Annotated in this window: 20 protein-coding genes; 5 read left to right on the top strand and 15 right to left on the bottom strand. The window is 72.2% G+C overall.

Going from position 1 to position 23552, the window contains the following annotated elements; all coding sequences use genetic code 11:
* Positions 1 to 35 precede the first annotated feature (35 nt).
* Positions 36 to 1442, bottom strand: coding sequence for an MFS transporter (locus QNO21_RS01495; RefSeq protein ID WP_257519936.1), 1407 nt, complete (start codon positions 1440 to 1442; stop codon positions 36 to 38).
* A gap of 135 nt (positions 1443 to 1577) precedes the next feature.
* Between QNO21_RS01495 and QNO21_RS01490 the strand changes: the two genes are divergently transcribed.
* Positions 1578 to 2645 (top strand): threonine aldolase family protein, encoded by a 1068-nt coding sequence (locus QNO21_RS01490; RefSeq protein ID WP_257515578.1) that lies wholly within the window; start codon positions 1578 to 1580, stop codon positions 2643 to 2645.
* An 18-nt stretch (positions 2646 to 2663) separates the two neighbouring features.
* Here the strand turns inward: QNO21_RS01490 and QNO21_RS01485 are convergent, their stop codons facing one another.
* From QNO21_RS01485 to QNO21_RS01430, 12 genes are all read right to left on the bottom strand, one after another.
* Positions 2664 to 3104, bottom strand: coding sequence for a GNAT family N-acetyltransferase (locus QNO21_RS01485; RefSeq protein ID WP_257519905.1), 441 nt, complete (start codon positions 3102 to 3104; stop codon positions 2664 to 2666).
* Between the two features lie 98 nt (positions 3105 to 3202).
* On the bottom strand, positions 3203 to 4444 hold the full coding sequence (locus QNO21_RS01480; protein ID WP_257519904.1) for a four-carbon acid sugar kinase family protein: 1242 nt from the start codon (positions 4442 to 4444) through the stop codon (positions 3203 to 3205).
* The gene (locus QNO21_RS01475; RefSeq protein ID WP_257519903.1) at positions 4441 to 5319 is read right to left on the bottom strand and encodes an NAD(P)-dependent oxidoreductase; all 879 of its coding nucleotides are present in this window, start codon (positions 5317 to 5319) and stop codon (positions 4441 to 4443) included. Before QNO21_RS01475 ends, QNO21_RS01480 begins: the two co-directional genes overlap by 4 nt.
* 73 nt (positions 5320 to 5392) lie before the next feature.
* Complete coding sequence (locus tag QNO21_RS01470; protein WP_257519902.1) at positions 5393 to 6772, bottom strand: MFS transporter; 1380 nt, start codon at positions 6770 to 6772, stop codon at positions 5393 to 5395.
* Positions 6773 to 6926: 154 nt separating this feature from the next.
* Positions 6927 to 7697: an SDR family NAD(P)-dependent oxidoreductase gene (locus QNO21_RS01465; protein WP_257519901.1), complete on the bottom strand. Its 771-nt coding sequence runs from the start codon at positions 7695 to 7697 to the stop codon at positions 6927 to 6929.
* A gap of 10 nt (positions 7698 to 7707) precedes the next feature.
* On the bottom strand, positions 7708 to 8691 hold the full coding sequence (locus QNO21_RS01460) for a 3-hydroxyacyl-CoA dehydrogenase family protein (RefSeq protein WP_257519900.1): 984 nt from the start codon (positions 8689 to 8691) through the stop codon (positions 7708 to 7710).
* A 27-nt stretch (positions 8692 to 8718) separates the two neighbouring features.
* Positions 8719 to 9669 carry a sugar phosphate isomerase/epimerase family protein gene (locus QNO21_RS01455; RefSeq protein ID WP_257519899.1) on the bottom strand — a complete coding sequence of 317 codons (951 nt, stop codon included), beginning with the start codon at positions 9667 to 9669 and terminating at the stop codon, positions 8719 to 8721.
* 154 nt (positions 9670 to 9823) lie between these two features.
* Complete coding sequence (locus tag QNO21_RS01450) at positions 9824 to 10552, bottom strand: GntR family transcriptional regulator (RefSeq protein ID WP_257519898.1); 729 nt, start codon at positions 10550 to 10552, stop codon at positions 9824 to 9826.
* Positions 10549 to 11322, bottom strand: a complete 774-nt coding sequence (locus QNO21_RS01445) for a triose-phosphate isomerase family protein (protein WP_257519897.1) — start codon at positions 11320 to 11322, stop codon at positions 10549 to 10551. The genes QNO21_RS01450 and QNO21_RS01445 overlap by 4 nt, the downstream gene beginning before the upstream one ends.
* A gap of 26 nt (positions 11323 to 11348) precedes the next feature.
* Positions 11349 to 11804: a ribose-5-phosphate isomerase gene (locus QNO21_RS01440; protein WP_257519896.1), complete on the bottom strand. Its 456-nt coding sequence runs from the start codon at positions 11802 to 11804 to the stop codon at positions 11349 to 11351.
* 1 nt (position 11805) lies between these two features.
* A complete protein-coding gene (locus QNO21_RS01435; protein ID WP_257519895.1) occupies positions 11806 to 13533 on the bottom strand; it encodes a dihydroxyacetone kinase family protein in 1728 nt (575 codons plus the stop codon).
* Between the two features lie 79 nt (positions 13534 to 13612).
* A complete protein-coding gene (locus tag QNO21_RS01430) occupies positions 13613 to 14281 on the bottom strand; it encodes an NUDIX hydrolase family protein (protein ID WP_257516107.1) in 669 nt (222 codons plus the stop codon).
* A gap of 51 nt (positions 14282 to 14332) precedes the next feature.
* On the opposite strand from QNO21_RS01430, the gene QNO21_RS01425 reads away from it, so the two are divergent.
* Entirely contained in the window at positions 14333 to 14998 is a 666-nt protein-coding gene (locus QNO21_RS01425) for an alpha/beta hydrolase (protein WP_257519894.1), read from the top strand.
* Here the strand turns inward: QNO21_RS01425 and QNO21_RS01420 are convergent.
* Positions 14983 to 15324, bottom strand: a complete 342-nt coding sequence (locus QNO21_RS01420) for a hypothetical protein (RefSeq protein ID WP_257519893.1) — start codon at positions 15322 to 15324, stop codon at positions 14983 to 14985. The two genes, QNO21_RS01425 and QNO21_RS01420, sit on opposite strands and share 16 nt — an antisense overlap.
* Positions 15325 to 15576: 252 nt before the next feature.
* Here QNO21_RS01420 and QNO21_RS01415 point away from each other — a divergent pair, with 252 nt between their 5' ends.
* Positions 15577 to 17292 (top strand): ABC-F family ATP-binding cassette domain-containing protein, encoded by a 1716-nt coding sequence (locus QNO21_RS01415; RefSeq protein ID WP_257519892.1) that lies wholly within the window; start codon positions 15577 to 15579, stop codon positions 17290 to 17292.
* 7 nt (positions 17293 to 17299) lie between these two features.
* Here QNO21_RS01415 and QNO21_RS01410 read toward each other — a convergent pair whose 3' ends face one another.
* Positions 17300 to 17713, bottom strand: a complete 414-nt coding sequence (locus tag QNO21_RS01410; RefSeq protein ID WP_257516103.1) for a GreA/GreB family elongation factor — start codon at positions 17711 to 17713, stop codon at positions 17300 to 17302.
* Between the two features lie 248 nt (positions 17714 to 17961).
* Between QNO21_RS01410 and QNO21_RS01405 the strand changes: the two genes are divergently transcribed.
* Both QNO21_RS01405 and QNO21_RS01400 read left to right on the top strand, forming a co-directional pair.
* On the top strand, positions 17962 to 22782 hold the full coding sequence (locus QNO21_RS01405) for an ATP-dependent helicase (RefSeq protein ID WP_257519891.1): 4821 nt from the start codon (positions 17962 to 17964) through the stop codon (positions 22780 to 22782).
* Positions 22775 to 23548, top strand: coding sequence for a DNA-formamidopyrimidine glycosylase family protein (locus tag QNO21_RS01400; protein ID WP_257519890.1), 774 nt, complete (start codon positions 22775 to 22777; stop codon positions 23546 to 23548). Before QNO21_RS01405 ends, QNO21_RS01400 begins: the two co-directional genes overlap by 8 nt.
* The last annotated feature ends 4 nt before the right edge of the window (positions 23549 to 23552 follow it).

Below are 23552 nucleotides of genomic sequence, written 5' to 3'. Positions count from 1 at the left end.
CTTTTCGGATGAGAAACCGCGCAACGCGGTGTTTCTCATCCGGGTTGTGGTTTCTCGGCGGGCTGCGGCGCGGGCGCGGCGGGCGCGGTGGGCGCGACGGGGTCGGTGGGCGCGGCGGGGTCGGGAACGTCGGTGGCCGGCACCGACTCGGGCGCGCCGGCGTAGAACGCGGACAGGCGGCGGTACGAGCGGGTCGTGAAGGCCAACAGGGCCGCGACCACCATCACCAGACCCGCCACCAGGAAGACGAGGGCGATGCCGCGCGCCTCGCCCTCGCCGAGCACCGGGCGCCACGCGCCCTGACCGGCATCCGTCGCCAGGTACGGGACGATCCAGAACTGCGCGATCGGCGCGATGAGAAAGGCCGTCACCGGCGCCGATGCCGACTCCAGTGCCTGCGCGAACCCGAAGACGCGCCCCTGGCGCTCGAACGGCACGACCTTCTGGATGACCGTCTGCTCCGCCGCCTCGGCCGCCGGGATCAGCGCCATGTACAGCAGCATTCCCGCGGCGTAGAGCCACCACCACTCGCGGATCGTGAAGAGCGCGCCGATCACCCCCATCGCGACGACTGCCAGCAGGAGGGTCCGCACCGGATTGCGACCGAGGCCCCGGGCGGCGATGACGATGCCTCCCAGGATGAACCCGATCGAGCTGACGCCGAGCACCACGCCCCACAGCTCCACCGGGAAAAGCGTCAGGCCGTACGGGTCCATCAGGGCCATGTAGACCCCGCCGATGAGGTTGTTGAAGGTGGAGAAGACGATGAGGGCGAACAGCCCCGGCACCCCCGCGATCGCGGCGATGCTGCCGCGGATGTCGACCTTGGGCGCGTGGCCGCCGACGTCGGCGGGCTGCGTCTCGGGGATGCGCAGGAACGCCAGGTGCACGAGCGCTGCCGCGGTGACCACAATGGCGATGAGGATCGTCCACCCCATGCCCAGCAGCCCGATCGCCAGGCCCGAGAAGACGCTCGTGACGACGAACGAGATGCCCTGCACCGTGCCGACCATGCCGTTGGCGTTCGCGTGCCGCTCGGTCGGCACGAGCAGGGTCACGGTCGTCGACAGCGCGATGTTGCGCATGTTCTCGATCACGCCGCCGAACAGCACGATCGCCGAGAACACCCAGAACCACGGCCGGCCGAGGTCGATGAGGGTGGCTTCGGGGAAGAGCAGATAAAGGATGCCGGCGACGAGGAACGCGGTGAGGGTCACCAGGCTGGAGCCGACCATGACGCGGTGCTTGCGGTGCCGGTCCACGAGCGAGCCGAACGGGATCGAGAACACCGCGACGAAGAGCATGTAGGCCCCGCCGATCAGGCCCGTCGCCAGCACCGACCGGGTCTCGAGGTACGCCCAGAAGACCAGCGCGAACCACAGGAAGCTCGTCGTGATGTTCGCCACCGCGGTGTTGACGAGCACCTGCACGAACACGCGCATGCCGCCGGGCGGCGCGAGCGGGGAGGCGTTCCCGGCAGGCCCAGCCGGGACGGCGTTCTCGGCCATGGGGCGAGGGTAGTCACCGCAGCCGCCGCGCAACAGCCCCACCGCGGGCGACAACTAGGCTGAGGAACCGTGACGACCCTCCACGACACCGCCGTCCGCGGCTTCGCCAGCGACAACTACTCCGGCGTGCACCCAGAGGTGCTCGCCGCCATCGCAGCGGCGGGCGGCGGCCACCAGATCGCCTACGGGGACGACGACTACACCGCTGCCCTGCAGCAGGTGTTCGCCCGGCACTTCGGCGATGGCGTCGAGGCGTTTCCGGTGTTCAACGGCACCGGCGCCAACGTCACCGGCCTGCAGTCGATGCTGCCCCGGTGGGGCGCCGTGATCGCCGCGTCCACCGCGCACATCAACGTCGACGAGGGCGGCGCTCCCGAGCGGGTCGCGGGCATCAAGATCCTCACCGTTCCGACCGACGACGGAAAGCTCACCCCCGAGCTGGTCGACCGCGAGGCATGGGGATGGGGCGACGAGCACCGCGCCCAGCCGCTGGTCGTCTCGATCACCCAGTCCACCGAACTCGGCACCCTGTACACCCCGGACGAGATCCGCGCCCTGGCCGACCACGCCCACGCGCGCGGCATGCGCCTGCACCTCGACGGCGCCCGCATCGCCAATGCCGCCGCTGCGCTGGACCTGCCGCTGGCGGCGTTCACCCGCGACGTCGGCGTCGACGTGCTGAGCTTCGGCGGCACCAAGAACGGCGCGATGATCGGCGAGGCCGTCGTGGTGCTCGACCCCGCGGCATCCGAGGGTCTGCGGTACCTGCGCAAGCTCAACATGCAGCTGTCCTCGAAGATGCGCTTCATCTCCGCCCAGCTGATCGCGCTGCTCGACGGCGACCTGTGGCTGCGCAACGCCCGCCACTCCAACGCGATGGCCGCGCGGCTGCGCAGCGCCGTCGAGGCGGGCATCGCCGACGGCACGATCCGAGGCGTGGAGTTCACCCAGCCCACCCAGGTCAACGGGGTGTTCGCGACCTTGCCCGAGGGGGTCGCCGACCGGCTGCGCGAGCGATTCCGCTTCTACGACTGGGATGCCACGCGTCGCGAGGTGCGCTGGATGTGCTCCTTCGACACCGAGGCCGAGGACGTCGACGCCTTCGTCGCCGAACTGTCCCGCCTGACGCGCGACTGACCGCGGTCCGGGCGCGCGCTACGGCGCCGCGGGCCGGGTCATCGGGATGTGGGGGATGTCGTCTTCGACGAAGACCTCCCCGGAGCGGGCGAACCCGAAGCCCTCGTACCAGCGCTCGAGCTGCAGCTGCCCGTCCAGCACGATCTGCGCTCCGGCGCACGCGGCGACCGCGCGCCGCATGAGCTCCGCGGCAAGGCCTCGACCCCGTGCCACCGCTGCGGTCGCGACGCGTCCGATGCGCCGGCCGTCCGCCTCTCTGAGGACCCGCAGCGTGGCGAGGACCTCGCCGTCCTCCTCCGCCCAATAGAGGCGCGCGCCCGGCTCGACGTCCCTGCCGTCGAGCTCGTCGTATGCCGCGCGCTGCTCGACGACGAACACATCGACGCGGAGCTTCAGAATCGAATACAAGCGGATGGGGTCCATTTCGGCGGGGGCTGCCTCATGGAAGCTGACGGGCACGTCGAATACTCCTTCTTCGCCGGGGGATACTCCCGATTATTTCAGGTCTGCGCGCAGCGCCGGGCGGGCGGATGCCGCGACACGCGACGGACCCCGGGTCAGTGCCCGAGGGCCGCAACCACGTCGAGAAGGGTCGACGGTCCGCCGACGTTTCCGGGGACGACGACGTAGAGGCGGTCCTCGCCGTCGGCGGAGACGAGGTCCCACACCGACACCCCCGGCAGCACCTGTCCGCGCACGCGGGCGCGCGTGGCGCCGACGCCGGTGCGGGCGAGCTCCGCCGAGGTGATGCCGCCCTTGGCGACGACCGCCTCGACGTCGGGGACGAGCGTCTGCACCGCTTTCGTGAGGGCGCGCATCACGAGCTCGCCGTGGCGCAGCGTGTTGTGCTCGGGTCGGCGGGTGCGCTCGGTCGCAATGATGGCCAGCCCGGTCTCGGCGAGGCGCTGGCGGGCTTCGGCCGCCGCCGCGCGCCCGGCGGCATCGGGGTCGGCGAACGCGTCGGCGGTGGCGATGACGACCGCGGGGCCGTGCCGCACCTCGAGCGGAGCGAGCTGCGCCGAGGCCCCGGCGGTGTGCGATCCGCACGCCACGAGCGTCGGGGCGGGGTGCGCCGTGAGCGGGGTGGGCAGGAGCCTCTCGGAGACGACCCCGGCGAGGGCGGCGGCCAGCGGCGCGGCGCTGCGCACCACCACCTCCCGGCCGGCGGCGCGCGCGTCGCGGATGCCCGCGGCGATGCGCTCGATGTCGTCCTCGGTCTCGGCGTCGGGGACGATCACGGCGCCTGCCGGAGCGGCTGCGATCGCGTCGGCCACGCGACCGGCGCGGACATCGGCGAGCGCCACCGAGACGGCGTCACGCCCGGACTTCTCGGCGACGTAGTCCACCAGCACGCCGGTGGTGAAGGGGAAGACCGGGTCGTCGGCGTATTCGGTCTCGTGCGCGGTAAGGGTCTCGTCCCCGATGCGCACGAGGTGAACGCCGTCGAGCGTCGTGCGTCCACCCGCGGGGAACGCGGGACAGAAGACGATCACGGCGTCGTCGCCGAGAAACTGCGCGGTCTCGGCGAAGACGTGCCCGCGCAGGGTCGAGTCCCCCCGCAGCACGAACTGCACCTCTTCGCCCAGCGCCGCGGCAGCGGCACGGGCGGCGTCGCGCACCTCGCGGACGAGCGCGATGGCGGCATCCTCATCGATCGCGCGGGAGTTGGTCTGCACGTACACGCTGTCGGCGGCGCGCAGCGCCTCGCGGATGCCGTCGACGTCGAAGGCGAGCAGCACGTCGACGCCGGCGGCGGACTGGGTGCCGGTGGGGTCGTCGTCGAGCACGACGGTCTTCACCGGCCGTCCCCCGCCCGGTAGGTCTCGATGACGCTGGAGTCGTCGCGGCGCCCCAGCCCTCGTGCGTCGGCGGCGAGAAAGCGCTCGCGCGCTGCCTGCAGCACCGGCAGGTCGATGCCCACCGCCTCGGCCGCGTCGGCGACGAGCCCGGTGTCCTTGACGAAGATGCCCACCTGACTGAGCACGGGCGCCTCCTCGCCGGCGAGCATGCGCGGCCCCCGGTCCCCGAGCATGAAGGATGCCGCCGCTCCCCCGCCCACGACGTCGAGCACGAACGCGGGGTCCAGGTCCAGGCGCTCGGCCAGGGCGAGCGCCTCGGCCGCCGCGACGATGTGCACGGCGGCGAGATGCTGGTTGACGACCTTCACGGCCTGCCCCTCGCCGAGCCTGTCGCCCACCACACGGGCGGTGCCGAGGGCCTCGAGCACCGGGATGGCGGCCGCGAGCGCGTCCTCTGATCCCGAGGCGAAGAGCACCAGGTCTCCCCGTCCGGCGCGGGCGACCCCGCCGCTGACGGGCGCGTCGACGACCGCGGCGCCGGCGGACTCGAGCCGCGCGCCCTCGGCGCGCACGGCGTCGGGTCCGACGGTCGCCGAGACGATCCAGGTGCGCCCGGCGACGGTGCCCGCGGCGAGCGCGGCATCCACCACCGCCGTCAGCTGCCCGCCGGTGGCGACCATGACGACCACGACGTCGACGTCACCGGCATCGGCGATGTCGGCGACGGTGCGCACACCGGCCGCCTCGGCGCGTTCCCGGCCTGCGGCGGCGGGCTCCACGCCCACGAGCGGGAGCCCGGCCCGAACGATGCTCTCGGCCATCGGCAGGCCGATCGCACCGAGTCCGACGAAGGCGACCTGCGGATGACGGGCCATGTGGATCTCCTCTTGCGGACGTACGGGGGGCGCCGACCGATGTGCGGGGCGCGCACGCGCGCCCCGCACGGTGTCAGTGACCGGGAACGCGGGCCTCTGCGTCTTCGAGCAGCGCGTCCGCCCGGGAGCGGAAGAACTTCGTGCAGAGCATCATGATCGCCCCGAGGAAGCCGAAGACGCCGAGCGAGACCACGCCCCACGCCCCGGAGTCCGTCGGGAAGGCCTCGTTGATGCCGGTGCGCATGATGGGAGCCACGAAGCCGCCGAGGTTGCCGAGCGAGTTGATCAGGCCGATGCCGGTGGCCGCAGCGGCGCCGGTGAGGAACGCCGTGGGGAAGGACCACGTGATCGGACCGGTCGACAGGAACGACGCCACCGCGACGGTGATCGCGGCGATGCCCAGCAGCGCCTGCCCGTTCGCTCCGGCCCAGGCCGACACGAAGATCGACAAGCCCGTGATGATGAAGAAGGCCGCGCCCCAGGTGCGCCGGCGACGCAGCGTGTGCGCGTGCTTGCCGACGTAGTAGCAGGCGAAGAGGCCCACCGCCCACGGGATGGCGGTCACCAGACCCACCTCCCAGCCCACGGCCCTGCCGATCAGTCCGGAGACCTGCTGCGGCAGGTAGAACGTCGTGCCGTACACGGCGATCTGCAGGCAGAAGTAGATGACGGTGAAGTACCAGACCTTCCAGTTCACCAGGGCCGCGCCGATGCCCCGCGGGCCGTCGTCGTTCTTGATGGCATCCTCGTGTTCCATCACCGCCTTCATCGCGAACTTCTCGTCGTCGGTGAGGAACTTCGCCTTCTGCGGCGAGTCGACGAGGAAGAAGATGGCGGCGATGCCGGCGACGACGGCGAGCATGCCCTCGGTGAAGAACATCACCTGCCAGCCGGCCCAGGGGGTGAACTGCTCGCCGAAGCTGATGAGGCCGCCCGACAGGGGGGCGCCGATCATCTGCGAGAACGGCTGGGCGAGGTAGAACAGCGCGAACATCTGCACGCGGCGCTTGTTGGGGAACCACTGCGCCAGGAACATGATGACGCCGGGGAAGAGCCCCGCCTCGGTGACGCCGAGGAGGAAGCGCAGCCACACGAACATCGTGTCGTTCGTCACGAAGGCGAACAGCGCCGCGACGATGCCCCACGTGATGGCGATGCGGGCGAGCCAGAAACGGGCGCCGAACTTGTTCAGCAGCAGGTTCGACGGGATCTCGAAGATCGCGTAGCCGATGAAGAAGATGCCGGCGCCCAGCGCATACGCCCCGGCGGTGATGCCGCGGTCGACCGAGAGGGCCTCCTCGGCGAATCCGACGTTCGTGCGATCGAGGAACGCGACGAAGTACAGGATGATGAGCATCGGCATGAGGCGATAGGTCGCCTTCTTGATGCCGCTGTGCAGGTGTGGGCTGTCCAGCAGTACGCGCGCAGCGGCGCTGTCCGAAGTGGTTGACACGGTGCGGCTCTCCTTTGAGCGGTGTGTGGCACAGGTGACCGCGGCTAGCCGCCGAGGCCGGGCAGGATGAGTGCGACGCCGACGGCGAGGCAGATCACCCCGATCACGAGGTAGGCGATACGACCTTTCGACCAGGAAGGTGACATGTGATTCCTCAGTGCATGTAGAGACCGCCGTCGACGTTCAGGGTCTGACCCGTCACGAATCCGGCGTCTTCGCTGATGAGATACGCCACCGCGGCGGCGATGTCGAGGGGGTTGCCGATGCGCGGCAGTACGCCGTCGGCCGCCATGGCCTGCTTGCGCTCGTCGGTGAGGGTGCCTCCCATGATGTCGGTGTCGATGGGTCCGGGGGAGATCACGTTCGCGGTGATGCCGAGGGGACCGAGCTCGCGCGCGATGGAGCGCATGAGCCCGATGACCCCCGCCTTCGACGCCGAGTACGGGGTCTTCGAGAACGTGCCGCCGCCGCGCTGGGCCGACACCGACGAGATGCCGATGATGCGACCGACGCCGGAGGCGACGAGGGATGCCGCCACGCGCTGGGTCACCCAGTGCACGCCCTCGAGGTTGACCCCCATCACCCGGTGCCACTCCTCGGGGGTGACCTCGAGATACGGCACCGGCGAGGAGACTCCGGCGAAGTTCACGAGGGCGACGAGCTGCGGGAGCTGCGACTCGAGCTCGTCGACGGCGGCGATCGCCTGCTCGCGGTCGGCGAGATTCGCCCCCACCCCGACCGCCTTGACGTCGTGGGTGTCCGCGACGTCCTGCGCGGTGGCTGCGGCCGCCTCGCCGTCGACGTCGATGATGCCGACGTTCCAGCCGAGTTCGGCCAGGTGGTACGCCGTGGCCCGGCCGATGCCGCGGGGGCTCGCCGCCCCCGTGAGGATGACGGTGCGGTCAGCGGGGAACGGGACGGCCATCACGGCTCCTTCAGTTCTCCACGGCTGCGGGGCCGGGGTGGATCGGGGCAGGGCCGAGCTCGTCGAGGAGCTTCTGCATCGCGACGTACGCCTTGTTGCGGTACGCGATGAGCTCGGGGGTGCGCTCGGCGGGCACGTCGAGGAACCCGCCGCCGGACTTCGTGCCGAACTTGCCGGCGGCGACGAGGTCCTCGAGGATCTGCGGGGTCGCGAAGCGCTCGGGGAACTCGGTCTGCAGCGACGCGTAGCAGAACGCGTACACGTCGAGCCCGGCCATGTCGGCGATCGCGAACGGCCCGAAGAACGGCAGACGGAAGCCGAACGTGGTGCGCACGATCGTGTCGATGTCCTCGGGCGTCGCCACCCCCTCCTCAACCAGCTGCGTCGCCTCATGGAACAGGGCGTACTGCAGGCGGTTGAGCACGAACCCGGTGGCATCCTTCACCCGCGCGGTCTGCTTGCCGGTCGCGGCGACGACCTGCTCGACGACCGGGATGACGGCGGCATCCGTCGTGGCGTGCGGGATGAGCTCGACGCCGGGGATGAAGGGCGCCGGGTTGGAGAAGTGCACCCCGAGGAAGCGCTCAGGGTTCACCACCGCCTCGGCGAGCTTGCCGATGAGGATCGTGGAGGTGTTGCTCCCGATGATCGCGTCGGGAGCGGCGGCCTCGCTGATGCGGCGGAGGGTGGCGTGCTTGATCTCGATCTTCTCGGGCACGGCTTCTTCGATGAAGCTCGCACCGGCGACGGCATCCTCGATCGTCGCGGCGGTGACGCGCTCGGCGATGACGTCAGCGGCGTCGGCGGGGAACAGGCCATCGTCGGCGAACTGGCGGGCTTCGGCGATGAGGCGATCGCGGTTGCCCTGGGCGATTGCGATATCGACGTCGGCGATGCGGACGTCGGCACCCGAGAGGGCGAGCACCTGGGCGATGCCACCGCCCATGTAGCCGCTGCCGACCACGGCGTAGACGGGGCGAGAGGTGTCGGTCATGTTCGTCTCCTTCGTCATTGAAGAGGCTCAGGCGCCCGCGGGCTGCGGCAGCAGCGACTGCAGGTAGGTGCGGTTGCCGGCGCAGACCCCGAGGCTGTCGCCGCCATACTGCTCCATGAGGAACGGCCCGCGGAACCCCACCTCGATCGCGAGCGAGACCATGGCGCGGTAGTTGATGAGTCCCTGCTCCATGGTGGTGGGCACCGAGGTGAACCAGCTGCCGTCGAGGGCCTGGTCGCGGGTGTAGTTCTTCACGTGCCAGTAGTTCGCGTACGGCAGCGTCTTCTCGTGCATCTCGCGCCAGTCCTCGATGGGCCGGTGCAGGCGGATGAGGTTGGCGATGTCGGGGTTCAGTCCGACGTTGTCCAGGCCGATCTCCTCGATGAGGCGCACGGCGCTGTCGGCGGTGCCGAGGTAGGTGTCCTCGTACATCTCCAGCGACATCGGGAGCCCCACGGATGCCGCGTGCTCCCCGAGCTCGCGCAGGCGCTTCACGGCGAGCGCGCGGGTGTCGGCGTCGTCGGGGTCCACGGGACCGGGCGCCGTCCAGAACCACAGCGCCCGCCGCTGGGCGTCCGAGAAGGGCTGATGCAGGCCCGTGGAGAACACCTGCAGACCGAGTTCAGCCGACGCGTCGATGGTGCGGTGGGCGTAGGCGAGGTTCTCTTCGCCGCGTCCCGGCTGGATCACGCTCTGGCGCTGGACGTGCACCGAGATCGGCGTGACGCCGTACGAGCCGGAGATCGCGAGGAGCTCCTCCCGACGGGAGGGCGTGAGGTCGGCGGGACGGATGTGGCTGTCAGCCAGCTCGATGGCGGTGAACCCGAGGCGGGCGACCTCCGCGAACATCCGGTCCCACACCTCGGGGGCGGCGTCGTGCAGCGCCGTGCCCTCTCGATCCACCTGCGAGAACCCGTGCATGCAGACGGCGATCGGCCAGGTCTGGCTGTTCAGGGCGAGGGTCGACGTATCTGTCATGACGGCTCCGTTGGCGTTTCTCTCGACACCGATGTCTGACTCGGTTCGCCGATCCTACAGGAAATAGGCCCTCGCGGAAGAGGAAAATCCACGGCCCGCGGGCACGCCCGTCGGCCCCCTCGCCAGACGCGGGAGGAGCGCGAGAGCCGTCGCGTCAGTCGCCGCGTTCGACGTCGAGCGAGCGTGAGCGCACCAGCTCGATGTGCCGGCGCATCGCCCGCTCCGGCGCGCGGGCGTCGTCGCCGGCGAAGGCTTCGACGATGGCGGCGTGCTCGGCGATCGCCTCGCGCACGTCGGTGACACCGTGAAGCGCCGCCTGGCGCATGCGGTGCAGCTGTGCTCCGAGCGCCTCGGACATCTCGGTGAGGTAGTGGTTGCCGCAGTGATCGAACACGACGCGGTGGAAGGCGGCATCCGCCGCGAAGTACGCCGTCGTCAGCGCCAGGTTGGTGTCACCGGCGGACATCGTCGCGATGACCTCTTCGCCGATGCGACGGTGGTGCTCCTGCGCGGCGCGGAGCTCGGCGAGCATCGCCGGTGAGGCGGGGGTGGCCAGGCGGGCCGCAGTCGTCTCGAGCATGAGGCGCGCGTCGAACAGCTCGGCCAGCTGCGACGGCTTCAGCCGGGGCGCGACCCGGTAGCCCTTGAGCGCCTCCCGGGTGACCAGCCCCGTGCGCTCCAGCTGCACCATCGCCTCGCGTACCGGGGTGGGAGACACCTGCAGGTGGCGGGCGATCGTGTCGATCGACAGCCGCGCCCCCGGGGCGACCTCGCCGCTGAGCAGCAGCTGCAGGATGCGGTCATAGACGTGGTCGCGCAAGCCCCGCCGCTCGATGGTGCCCGAGAGGGCGCTCAGTGCGCCGGTGTCCTGCTGCACCGTCATCGCGGGTCCTCCTGGGATGCCGGCGTCAGACGCGACGCCTCATCAAGTATCTCGCCGAACGCGGCCGGGTCGTGCGCGAAGCGGCCGAGGAAGACCCCGTCGACGGCGTCGGCGATGTCGGTGAGCAGGCCGGGACCGGCGCTTCCGCCGTAGATGACCGATGCCTGCTCGGGAGCGACGGCGAGGTGGGCACGCAGGGCCCCGCAGACGGCGCGGATGTGATCGGCACCCGCCGGCTCGGCCGCCCCGATCGCCCAGATCGGCTCATAGGCGATCACGACCGGGCGGTGCAGGCCCGCCGCACGCGCCGCCGCCAGGCCGGAGTCGATCTGCCGCACGACCTCCGCCGCGGCGGAGGCGGGGTCACGCTGATCCGCCTCCCCCACGCAGAGCAACGGAACGATCCGGTTGCGCTGCGCGGCGGCCACCTTCGCCGCCACGACGTCTCCGGTGTCCCCGAACAGACGTCGCCGCTCGGCGTGGCCGACCTCGACGTAGCGGCATCCGACCTCCGCCAGCACCGCGCCGCTGACCTCGCCCGTGTACGGTCCCTCATCCTCCGTCGCGATGTCCTGCGCGCCGACGGCCAGTCCCACCGGCCTGCCGATCTCCACGCACGCCGCGATGGAGGGATACTGCGGAATGACGAAGGGCGACACCCTGCCGTCGGCGACGGCGGGGTGGGCGGCGGCCATGGCGGACACCTCCCGCGTCCACGCCACGGTGCGGGCGTGGGAGAAGTACATCTTCAGGCTCGCACCGATCAGCATGCGGTCGCCTCCGGGTCGTGGGCTGGTCAGGCGTCCTCGTACGCGCAGATCTCCTGCACCTTCTCGTTCGACGCGCTCTGCGGGTCGAACGTGTAGGTGAGCCACTCTCCGACGAGTCGGCGTGCGAGCTCCAACCCGATCACGCGCTGCCCCATGCACAGCACCTGCGCGTTGTTGGACAGCACCGCGCGCTCGACGCTGTAGGGATCGTGCGCGGTCACGGCGCGCACGCCGCTGACCTTGTTCGCCGCGATCGCCACCCCGAGCCCCGTGCCGCAGATCAGCAGCGCCCGGTCGGCGTCGCCGGCGGCGACGCGCTCGGCCGCGGCGATCGCGATCGCCGGATAGTTGGTGTGTCCGTCGGCGTCGACGCCGACATCCACGACCTCGGCGACGAGATCGTTCGCCTCGAGGTCGGCCTTGAGTCGTTCCTTGTACTCGAAGCCCGCGTCGTCCGAGCCGATCACCAGTCGTAGTGCCATGTCAGTCGTCCTCCTTCAGAAGGTCCAGGACGGTGTGCGCCACCAGCGCGAAGGACACCGCTCCCGGGTCAGGGGTGCCGAGGCTCTTGTCTCCGTGCGACCGCGCTCTGCCCACCCGCGCAGTCAGCTCAGACGTCTGCTGCGCGGCTGCGGTGGCCACCTCGGCCGCGTGGGCCCAGGCATCCGCCAGCGCGTCTCCCGCGGCGACCCGCTCGGCCAGGTCGTCGGCGAACGGAACGATCGCATCGATCATCGTCTTGTCACCAGGGAGTGCTTTACCGAACGCCATGACGGCATCCTTCATTCCCACGACACCCGACGCCACGCGCTCGGCGGTGACCTCGTCATCGTCACCGAGCACCGCTCCGAGCGCAGCGAGCATCTCGCCCCAGATGGCGCCGGACGTGCCGCCACCCTTGTCCGCCCACGCATCGCCGGCGTGCTGGAGGGTGGTGCGCGCCCCGGCCGAGGCGTCGACGGCGGCCTTCGCGGCCTCGGCGGCCGCCCGGCTGCCGCGCTGCATTCCGATGCCGTGGTCCCCGTCGCCGGCGACGCGGTCCAGGCGCCCGAGCTCGTCCGCGTGCGCGTCGAGCATCGCGGCCATGTCCTGGACGGCGCGGGCGATCAGGGCGGCCACGCCGCGTGAGGCATCGCCTGCCGCGCCGATCTCCCGGGTGTCGTCGACCGCGGCGATCTCGTCATCGGTGACCGCGCGGCGGTCGGGGACGGAGCCGCGACGGAAGGCGGGGGTGTCGCACGGCGCCAGCCAGAGACGCTCGAGCTCGTCGTCGAGCCACAGCAGGGTGAGAGATGCTCCGGCCATGTCGAAGCTCGTGCAGAACTCGCCCACCTCCGGCGAGACGACGACCGCCCCCGCCTCGGTCAGGAGGCGATCGATCGAGCGGTAGACGACGAACAGCTCCTCGTATTTCACGCTCCCGAGGCCGTTGAGGATCGGCACCACGCGGGCGCCGGGAAGACGGACGCCCTCGGGCAGCTCGTCCAGGAGCTTCGCCACGAACATCTCGGCCAGCTCCGCCGCGGTGGGGACGTCGACCTCGTCGATGCCGGGTTCACCGTGGATGCCGAGCCCCACCGCCATGCGACCGGCGGGCACGTCGAACAGCGGCCCGTCGGCGCCGGGCAGCGTGCAGCCGCCGAAGGCGACGCCGAAGGAGCGCGTGCGGGCGTTGGCGAGACGGGCGACCCGCTCGACGTCGTCGAGATCGGATCCCTCCTCGGCGGCGGCGCCGGCGACCTTGAACACCACGAGATCCCCCGCAATGCCCCGGCGCCTGTCGAGCTCGTCCTTCGGAGCGCTCCACACGTCGTCGGTGACGAGCACCGTGCGGCAGTCGATGCCGGCCTCCCGCATGCGCTCCTGCGCCTGGCCGAAGTGCAGCACGTCACCGGCGTAGTTGCCGAAGCTCAGCAGCACACCGCGTCCCTCGTGCGCGGCGGTGGCCACCGAGTGCACCTGGTGGGCCGACGGCGAGGCGAAGAGGTTGCCCATCGCGGCACCGTGCGCGAGACCGGGCCCGACGAGACCGCCGAAGGCCGGGTAGTGGCCGCTGCCGCCGCCGATGACGACCGCCACGGTGGGCTCATCACCGCGGGTCGACCGCACGACGCCGCCGGTGACGGGGCGCACCCACCGCGCCGATGCCGCGACGAAGCCTTCGATCGTCTCCTCGGCGAAGTCGTCGGGGTCGTTGAACAGGCGCGTCATCGCGGTCTCCTCACGGGAAGCGGTGCGCCGATCCTATTGGAAATTGGATCAGTGGGGAAGCCGCGCCGCGGCATCCGCGTCAGCGCAGCGCACCCACCGAAGCCAGCGCCAGACGCACGAGTGTGCCGCGGCCGCCCTCCATCTCGGCGGACACCGCGTCGCTGGAGGCCTCTTCGGGTGTCATCCAGGTGACCTCGAGGGCGTCCTGCCGGGGCTCGCAGGTACCGGACACCGGCACGACGAACGCCAGCGAGACCGCGTGCTGGCGGTCGTCGTGGAACGCGCTGACGCCGGGGATCGGGAAGTACTCGGCCACCGTGAACGGCACCGGCTGCGGCGGCAGCAGCGGGAAGGCCATCGGGCCCAGGTCGTTCTCGACGTGGCGGAAAAGCGCGTCGCGCACCGTCTCGCCGTACCGCACCCGCCCCGAGACGATCGTGCGGGTGATCTCCCCGAGCGGGGTGGCCCGCAGCAGGATGCCGACCTCGGTCACCGCACCCACGCCGTCGGTGCGCACCGGCACCGCTTCGACGTAGAGCATCGGCAGTCGCCGGCGTGCCTCGGCCAGCTCGACCTCGCTGAGCCAGCCCGGATTCTGGGCCGAGCCAGGGACACGCGACCCGAGGCTGCTGCCGCCGAGCGGATGACCCGGACGGTCGAAGGGCGCACCGCCGGGACGGAGCGGATCCCGCGGCGAATCGTCGTCGTCGCGGTCGCCGGGTTCGGGGTCGGGGGTTCGGACGGCCATGCACTCATGTATACCCTCCCGGTGTCGGCGCGTCCTGTCAGGATGGAGGGCATGGTCGACATCCCCGCCCTCGATCCCGCCGTCGTGCGCTGGTCGGCGCCTCCCGCCGAGCGGGCCGGCCGACCCCTGCTCGTGCTGCTGCACGGCTACGGAGCCAACGAGGACGACCTGTTCGCCTTCTGCCCGCACCTGCCCGCCGACTTCGTCGTGGCGGCCGTGCGCGCGCCGCTGCTGCCGCCGTTTCCGACGCCCGGGCACTCCTGGTACCCGATCGAGGGGCTTCACAGTCGCCGGCCCGACGACGTCACCGCCGCAGCGGAGCGCTTCGTGGAGTGGGTGGATGCCGAGACGGACGCGGCATCCGTCGGTCTCCTCGGCTTCTCGCAGGGGGCGTCCGTCGCACTGCAGGCGCTGCGACTGCGGCCGGACCTCGTCTCATTCGCGGTGAACCTGAGCGGCTACGTCGCGCCCGGGGCGCTCCCGGGGGATGCGCACCTGGCAGAGCTGCGACCGCCGGTGTTCTGGGGCCGCGGCACGCTTGACGATGTGATTCCGCCCGCCCTCATCGAGTACACGGTGCAGTGGCTGCCCGAGCACGTCGACCTGAGCGGCCGGGTCTACACCGGCCTCACCCACAGCGTCTCTCAGGAGGAGCTCGACGACGTCGTGACGTTCCTGCGCAAGCGGCTCGCGGCCGCAGCTCACTCCCCGTCGTAGCGGTCGGGGTCGGTGTCCCGCGCGGGGTCACCGTCACCGTCGAGCACGTGCTGCTCCCCCGTGATGAGGTGCTCGTCGGCGACGGGCGCTGGACCCGGCTCGGCCACCGCGGGCTCAGCGACACCGACGACCTCGCCCGGATCCAGGTCCACCGAGGGCTGGAACGCGACGGCGAAGACCACCGCGAAGCACATGCCCAGACCGATGCCCAGCACCACGTCGCCGAGCGCCGCTCCCATCGCGGCGCCGATCCCGATGCCGATGATCGCGGCGAAGGTCCACGCGCGCACGGTGGCGGCTCGCTCCCCCCGCCGCCCGTCGCCCATGCCGGGCACAGTAGCCCGCTCCGGGCGCCGCGGCTATGCTGTCGGCATCCTTGTCCCCCACGTGAGGAATGAAATGACGGAGATCGTCACGGCCGCGCAGCACGCGCGCTGACCGTCGATCCTCGACGCGGAAGCGCTCCCTGCGCTGACCCGTCGATCCCGTCGCCTCCGGCCCGGACTCCTCCGCCGCCGTGACCGCGTCCTTCGTGTCAGCGCGCCCCTGCATCGCAGGGCTGACACCGAAGGATCCTCATGCACCTCCCCACTTCTTCCCCGTCGGTCGTCCTGGACCGCGTCTCGTTCGTCTGGCCGGACGGCACCCCCGCTCTCGCCGAGGTCTCCGGCGCGTTCGGCGCCGGCCGCACCGGACTCGTCGGGCGCAATGGCTGCGGCAAGTCCACGCTGCTTCGGCTCATCGCCGGCGCCGCGGCCCCCACCGGCGGTCATCTCACCGTGAGCGGCGACGTCGCCTGGCTGCCGCAGACCCTCATGCTCGCCGTCGATCGCCCGGTCGCCGACCTTCTCGGCGTCGGCGCGGCGCTGCGCGCCGTGCGGGCGATCGAGTCGGGTGACGTCGACCCGGCGCATTTCGACGCGGTCGGCGACGACTGGGATGTGGAGTCCCGCGCCCTCACCGCTCTCGCCGACGCCGGGCTGCCGCCGGGCGCGCTGGACCGCCGCGTCGGGGAGCTCTCCGGCGGCGAGGCGGTGCTCGCGGCGGTGGCCGGCGTCCGCCGACGCCGTGCCGCGGTGACGCTGCTCGACGAACCCACGAACAACCTGGACCGTGACGCCAGGGCGCGGCTGACGGCGATGGTGCGCGACTGGCCGGGAGCGCTGATCGTGGTGAGCCACGACACCGCGCTGCTGGAGACGATGGACGAGACCGCCGAGCTTTACGCCCAGACTCTGTCGACCTTCGGCGGACCGTACTCGCTCTGGCGAGAGGCGATCGAGCGCGAGCAGGCAGCCGCGCGGCAGGCCGAGCGCGCCGCCGCCCAGGTCGTCCGTCGCGAGAAGCGCGACCGCATCGAAGCCGAGGCGACGCTCGCATCGCGGGCGGCGATGGGGAGCAAAGCCCAGCGCGAGAAACGCGTGCCGGGCATCGTCGCGGGCAACCGCGCGCACGCTGCGCAGGTGTCTGCGGGAAGGCTGCGCGGCATGGTCGCAGGCCGCGAGGCCGACGCGCGCGCGGCGCTGGATGCCGCCGAGCGCCGGGTGCGCGACGACAGGTCGGTGCGCATCGATCTGCCCGACCCGGGAGTCCCCGCCGCGCGGCGCCTCGCCACCTTCGGCGATGGCGAGCGGTCCTGGGTGCTGCAAGGCCCCGAGCGCACCGCGCTCGTGGGACCGAACGGCGCCGGCAAGACGACGCTGCTGGAGCAGCTGGTCGCAGGAGACGACGCGGCCCGCAACGCGCCCGCGCCGGCCGGCGTCGCGGCCGCCGCCGTGCACAACGTCGGCATCCCACCCCGGATCGCGGCCGAACCGGCCGCCTGGGACCCCGAGGCGCCGATTCGGCGACGTTGTGCGCGCGCCGCCGCGCACACCGACCGCATCGGCTACCTGCCGCAGCGGATCGACGGCCTCGACGACACCGCGTCGGTGCTCGACAACGTCCGCGCGGCTGCGCCGGGCGTCGCCGTCGCCGACCTGCGCAATCGGCTGGCCCGCTTCCTCATCCGGGGCGCGACCGTCGACCGCCCGGTCGCGAGCCTCTCAGGCGGCGAGCGCTTCCGCGTCGCCCTGGCCAGGCTTCTGCTGACCGAACCGCCGCCGCAGCTGCTGATCCTCGACGAGCCGACCAACAACCTCGACCTCGACACCGTCGACGCGCTCGTCGACGCGCTCGGCGCCTACCGCGGCGCCGTGCTGGTGGTCAGTCACGACGACGCGTTCCTCGAGAGGCTGCAGCCCGACCTGGTCCTTCGCCTGGACGCCGACGGTGCGATGTCCGAGCGTGCGTGAGGCGGCCTCAGGCGAAGGGGACGGCGGACACGACCGCGACCTCGAGGGTCGCGCCGTTGGGCGCGGCGAAGCTCACGGTGTCGCCGACGTAGCGTCCGGTGATGGCCGTTCCCAGCGGTGACGACGGGGAGTAGACGTCGAGGTCGACCTCGCCGCCCTGCTTCACCAGCTCGCGACTGCCCAGCAGGAAGGTCTCCTCCGAGCCGTCCCGCGTGAAGCGCACCGTCACCGTCATGCCCGGCTCCACGAGGCCGTCGTCCGGCTTCGTGCCGACCTCGGCGCGGCGGATCAGGCTGCGCAGCTCGACCTGGCGCGCCTGGTCGGCGTCGCCCTCGGCCCGCCGGCTCAGTTCATCCAGCTCGCTCTGCAGCGCGGCGAGCGCCGCCGCGGTCATCCACACGGTTTCCTGCTCGTTCGACATGACTGTCCCTTTCCGCACTGACAAAGATCTTCCAACCTATCGCCCCGGCGCTCGGAATACGAACGCGGAGCGGGGGTCGCTCGGCGCCGACCCCGCAGAACAGGAGGACTCCCCGCGACAGGTCGTTTCCGGCGGAATCGTCCTGTGCCGGTGAGATCGCCTGCGCGGGGGAGAGCGCCCCACCCGGCTGCGAACGCCGCGGCGTCAAGACCCGCCCGATTGTCGGTGGCCGGGGAGAAGATAAGAGAGTGGGCGACGTTCTCGAGCGGTTCGGTCCTGCCACGCAGGACTGGTTCCGCAGCGCCTTCCCCCGGCCGACCGACGCGCAGGTCGGCGCGTGGGAGGCGATCTCGCACGGCAAGCACGCCCTCGTCGTCGCCCCAACGGGCTCTGGCAAGACGCTGTCGGCGTTCCTCTGGGCCATCGACCGCATCTTCCACGAGAAGCGCGCTCCGGCGGATGCCGGCGCGGGCGCCTCACCCGCGCCGCGCGGCCGGCGCACCCGCCGGGAGCCATCGCCCGGCACGAGCGTGCTCTACATCTCGCCGCTGAAGGCGCTCGGCGTCGACGTCGAACGCAATCTGCGCTCCCCGCTGGTGGGCATCGGGCAGTCGGCCCGGCGCCTGGGCATCACGGTGCCCGAGGTGACAGTGGGGGTGCGCTCGGGCGACACCCCGTCCGGGGACCGCCGCAAGCTGGTCGCCGACCCTCCCGACATCCTCATCACCACCCCCGAGTCGCTCTACCTCATGCTCACCAGCCAGGCCGGGCTGACGCTGCGCAACGTCCACACCGTCATCGTCGACGAGGTGCACGCGGTCGCCGCCACCAAGCGCGGCGCGCACCTGGCGGTCAGCCTCGAGCGGCTCGAGGCCCTGCGGCAGGAGCACGCCGAGGATGCCGCGACCCTCGCGCCCGCCCAGCGCATCGGACTGTCGGCCACGGTGCGCCCGATCGATGAGGTCGCCCGGTTCCTCGGCGGCTCGGCCCCGGTGGAGATCGTCGCGCCGCGGGCGACGAAGGCGTTCGACCTGCGGGTCGTGGTGCCCGTCGACGACATGCTCAACCCGCCGCCTCCCCCCGGCGCGGCCGAGCCGCCCGGCACCGACACCGACGATGACGTCAAGAGCGACGCGGACGGCGACGGCGACTGGTTCGCCGCGTCGGCGCGGCCGCGGCCGACGGGGGAGTCCACCGAGGCGACCGGATCGGTGTGGCCCCACGTGGAGGAGGCGATCGTCGACCGCATCCTCGCCCACCGCTCGACCATCGTCTTCGCCAACTCCCGCCGTCTCGCCGAGCGACTCACCGGCCGCCTCAACGAGATCTACGCGGAGCGGCTGGGCCTCGAGCCCCCCGCCCCCGCCGTCCCCGCGCAGATGATGGCGCAGGCGGGGTCGACCGCCGGCGTCGAGCCGGTGCTCGCGAAGGCCCACCACGGGTCGGTGTCGAAAGAGGCGCGCGCGCAGGTCGAGGACGAACTGAAGTCCGGGCTGCTGCGCTGCGTCGTGGCGACCAGCTCGCTCGAGCTCGGCATCGACATGGGCGCGGTCGACCTCGTGATCCAGGTCGAGGCGCCGCCGTCGGCGGCATCCGGCCTGCAGCGCGTCGGACGAGCGGGCCACCAGGTCGGCGAGGTCAGCCGGGCGGCCCTCTTCCCCAAGCACCGCGGCGACGTGCTGCACACGGCGGTGGTGACCGAACGCATGCTGGCCGGTCAGATCGAGGCCATCGCGGTGCCGCAGAACCCGCTCGACATCCTCGCGCAGCAGACGGTGGCCGCCTGCGCGACCGGCCCGATCGACGTCGAGGGCTGGTTCGACACCGTGCGCCGCAGCGCGCCGTTTCGCACCCTGCCGCGGTCCGCGTACGAGGCGACGCTGGATCTGCTCGCCGGCCGCTTCCCCTCGGACGAATTCGCCGAGCTGCGCCCGCGCATCGTCTGGGACCGCGACCACGGCACGCTGACCGGGCGCCCGGGCGCCCAGCGCATCGCCGTGACCAGCGGCGGCACGATCCCCGATCGCGGCCTGTTCGGCGTGTTCGTCGCCGGCGAGTCCCGCAATGCACGGGTCGGCGAGCTCGACGAGGAGATGGTCTACGAGTCACGGGTCAACGACGTCTTCACGCTCGGCACGACGAGCTGGCGGATCGTGGAGATCACCCACGATCGGGTCAACGTGGTGCCCGCGTTCGGGCAACCCGGAAAGCTGCCGTTCTGGCACGGTGACGGCCTCGGACGCCCGGCCGAGCTCGGTGAGGCTCTCGGCAGGTTCTCGCGCGAAGTGTCCGCCGCCCCGCACGACAAAGCCGTCGCGCGCCTGACCGAGTCGGGCCTCGATGACAACGCGATCGGCAACCTGCTGGGCTACCTCGCCGAGCAGCGCGAGGCCACAGGAAGCCTGCCCACCGACCGCACGCTGACCGTCGAGCGCGGCCGCGACGAGGTCGGCGACTGGCGCATCATCCTGCACTCCCCGTACGGCATGCACGTGCACGCCCCGTGGGCGCTGGCGGTCAACGCCCGCATCCGCGAGCGCCTGGGTGTCGAGGGCGCGGCCGTCGCGAGCGACGACGGCATCATCGCCCGCGTGCCGGATGCCGCGGCAGAGCCGCCCGGCGCCGACCTCTTCGTCTTCGACCCCGAGGAGCTCGAGCAGATCGTCACCGACGAGGTGGGGGGCTCCGCCCTGTTCGCCTCGCGCTTCCGCGAGTGCGCGGCGCGGGCCCTGCTGCTGCCGCGTCTGAACCCGAACAAGCGCGCTCCGCTCTGGCAGCAGCGCCAGCGGTCGGCGCAGCTGCTGGAAGTCGCGCGGCGGCATCCGACCTTCCCGATCATCCTCGAGACCCTCCGCGAGGTGCTGCAGGACGTCTATGACCTCCCCGCCCTGCTGCGCATCGCCCGGTCGATCGGCGAGCGCCGCATCCGCCTCGTCGAGACCGACCCCGCCTCGCCGTCGCCCTACGCCCGCGATCTGCTGTTCGGCTACGTCGGCGCGTTCATGTACGAGGGCGACTCGCCGCTGGCCGAGCGCCGCGCCGCCGCACTGTCGGTCGACCCGGCGCTGCTGGCGGAGCTGCTCGGCAAGATCGAGATGCGGGAGCTGCTCGATCCCGACGTCATCGCGCAGTTCGAGCGGGAGGTGCAGCGACTCGACCCCGAGCGGCGCGCGCGGGGTGTCGAGGGGGTCGCCGACCTGCTGCGGCTGCTCGGGCCCCTCGATGCCGACGAGGTCGCGGAGCGGCTCGATGTCGATGCACCCGGCGACGGCGCGGCGGTGGCCGAGGCGACCGCCCATCTCGACGCGCTGGTGCAGGCACGGCGGGCCATCCGCGTCACGATCGGCGGGGCGCAGCGCGTGGCGGCGATCGAGGATGCCGGGCGCCTGCGCGACGCGCTCGGCACGGCCCTCCCCGTCGGTCTGCCGACAGCGTTCCTCGAACCCGTCGCCGATCCGCTGGCCGACCTCGTCGCCCGCCACGCCCGCACGCACGGGCCGTTCCGCGCGTCCGACGTCGCCGTACGGCTGGGACTCGGGCAGGCCGTCGCCCGGCAGGCGCTGCAGCGGCTGGAGTCGCAGGGTCGGGTCCAAAGCGGCTTCTTCCTCCCCGACCCTGGCGGCCGCGGCTCGTCATCCGCTGCGGCCGACGAGGGCGATTGGTGCGACACCGAGGTGCTGCGGCGGCTGCGCATGCGGTCACTCGCCGCGATTCGCGGCAGCGTGGAGCCGGTCTCGCCAGAGGCATACGCGCGGTTCCTGCCGGTGTGGCAGCACGTCACCCGCCCACTCGAGGGACTCGACGGGGTGGTGGCGGTCGTCGAGCAGCTCGCCGGTGTGCCCATTCCCGCCAGCGCCTGGGAGTCGCTCGTGCTGCCGTCGCGGGTGCGCGACTACGCCCCGGGCATGCTCGACGAGCTGACGGCGACCGGCGAGATCCTCTGGTCCGGCCACGGGTCTCTTCCCGGCCGCGACGGCTGGATCGCCCTGCACGTCACCGACACGGCTCCGCTGACCCTGCTCCCACCGGACGACGACGGGGCCGAGGCGGGCGAGGCCGATCCCGACGCCCTGGCGGCGCGTATCGTGACCGCCCTGGCCGGCGGCGGTGCGTACTTCGCGGCGCAACTGCGTCAGCTGACCGATGCCGAGAACGAGCAGTCCGTCATCGAGGCGCTCTGGGACCTCACCTGGCGGGGCCGCGTCACCAACGACACCTTCGCCCCGGTGCGCACGCTCCTCGGCGGCGGCTCGCAGGCCCACCGCACCGCCCGCCGCACGCCGCGGGCGCGGCTGTACCGCGGCATGGCGCTCCCCCGCCCCGGCGCCACGCCGCCGCGTCCGCCCGCGCTCGGCGGCCGCTGGTCACTGCTGCCCGAGCCCGAGTCCAATGCCTCGGCGCGGGCGACCGCCACGGCGAGCCTGCTGCTGGACCGGTACGGCGTCGTCACCCGCGGCAGCGTGCAGGCCGAAGGGGTGCCAGGCGGGTTCGCGCAGACCTACCGGGTGCTGGCCGGGTTCGAAGAGGCGGGCCACTGCCGCCGCGGCTACGTCATCGAGAAGCTGGGCGCCGCGCAGTTCGCCGCCTCGGCGACGGTCGACCGCCTGCGCGAGTTCGCGGGCCTCTCGGACCCCGCACCGCTGAAGGCGGTGACCCTCGCGGCGACCGATCCCGCCAACCCCTACGGCGCGGCGCTGGCCTGGCCGCCGCTGGAGGGCGTCACACACCGGCCCGGCCGCAAGGCGGGTGGCCTCGTCGTGCTCGTCGACGGGGCGCTCACGCTGTACCTCGAGCGCGGCGGCCGCTCGGCGCTGGCCTTCACCGACGACGAGGCGCAGCTCACCGCCGCCGCCGCCCACCTCGTCGAGACCTCCCGCACGCGACGGCTCGACACCCTCACCATCGAGCAGGTCAACGGCGAGTTCGTCTACGGCACCGCCGTCGGCCGGGCGCTGCGGGCGGCCGGCTTCGTCGAGGCGACCCGCGGGCTCACCCTGCGCAAGGTCACCGCGGGCACCGCGCTGCGCCAACCGCAGAGCGCCGCGCACACCGGGGCTGCGGATGCCTGAGGGCGACACCGTCTACCGCACCGCGCGGACCCTGCACGACGCCCTCGCCGGTCACGAGATCACGCGGTTCGACATCCGGGTTCCCGGCAGCGCCACCGCCGACCTCCGCGGCGAGACGGTGAGCGAGGTGGTGCCGCGCGGCAAGCACCTGCTGCTGCGCGCGGGCGGGGCGACGCTGCACTCCCACCTCAAGATGGAGGGCGAATGGCACGTCTACCCCACCGGCGGCCGGTGGCGCCGGCCGGGGTACACCGCCCGCGCCATCGTCGGCAACGAGCGGGCGGATGCCGTGGGGTTCGACCTCGCCATGGTCGAGGTGCTGCCCACTGCCGACGAGGCGCGCGTCGTCGGCCACCTCGGCCCCGACCCGCTTGCGGCGGACTGGGACGCCGCCGAGGCGGCACGACGCGTGGGCGCCGACTCCCGGCCGGTGCACGTGGCACTGCTGGATCAGCGCAACGTGGCGGGGCTCGGCAACGTGTACGCCAACGAGGTGCTGTTCGTCCGCGGCATCCTGCCCACCACGCCGGGGACCGAGGTCGACGCGCCGGCGCTCATCGACACCGCCGCGCGGATGATCCGCACGAACCGCGACCGCTCACGCCGGGTCTTCACCGGCGACGCCCGGCCAGGCCGCGGCATGTGGGTCTACGGCCGCGAGGCGAAACCCTGCCGGCGTTGCGGCACGCTCGTGCGGGCCGGGGCACTCGGCGCGCGCCCGACGGCCGAGCGCAACGTCTTCTGGTGTCCCGTGTGCCAGCGATGACCGC

Source organism: Microbacterium sp. zg-Y818 (genome assembly GCF_030246905.1).
In the GTDB taxonomy this organism is placed as follows: domain Bacteria; phylum Actinomycetota; class Actinomycetes; order Actinomycetales; family Microbacteriaceae; genus Microbacterium.
This window is presented reverse-complemented; position numbering and strand designations above follow the sequence as displayed.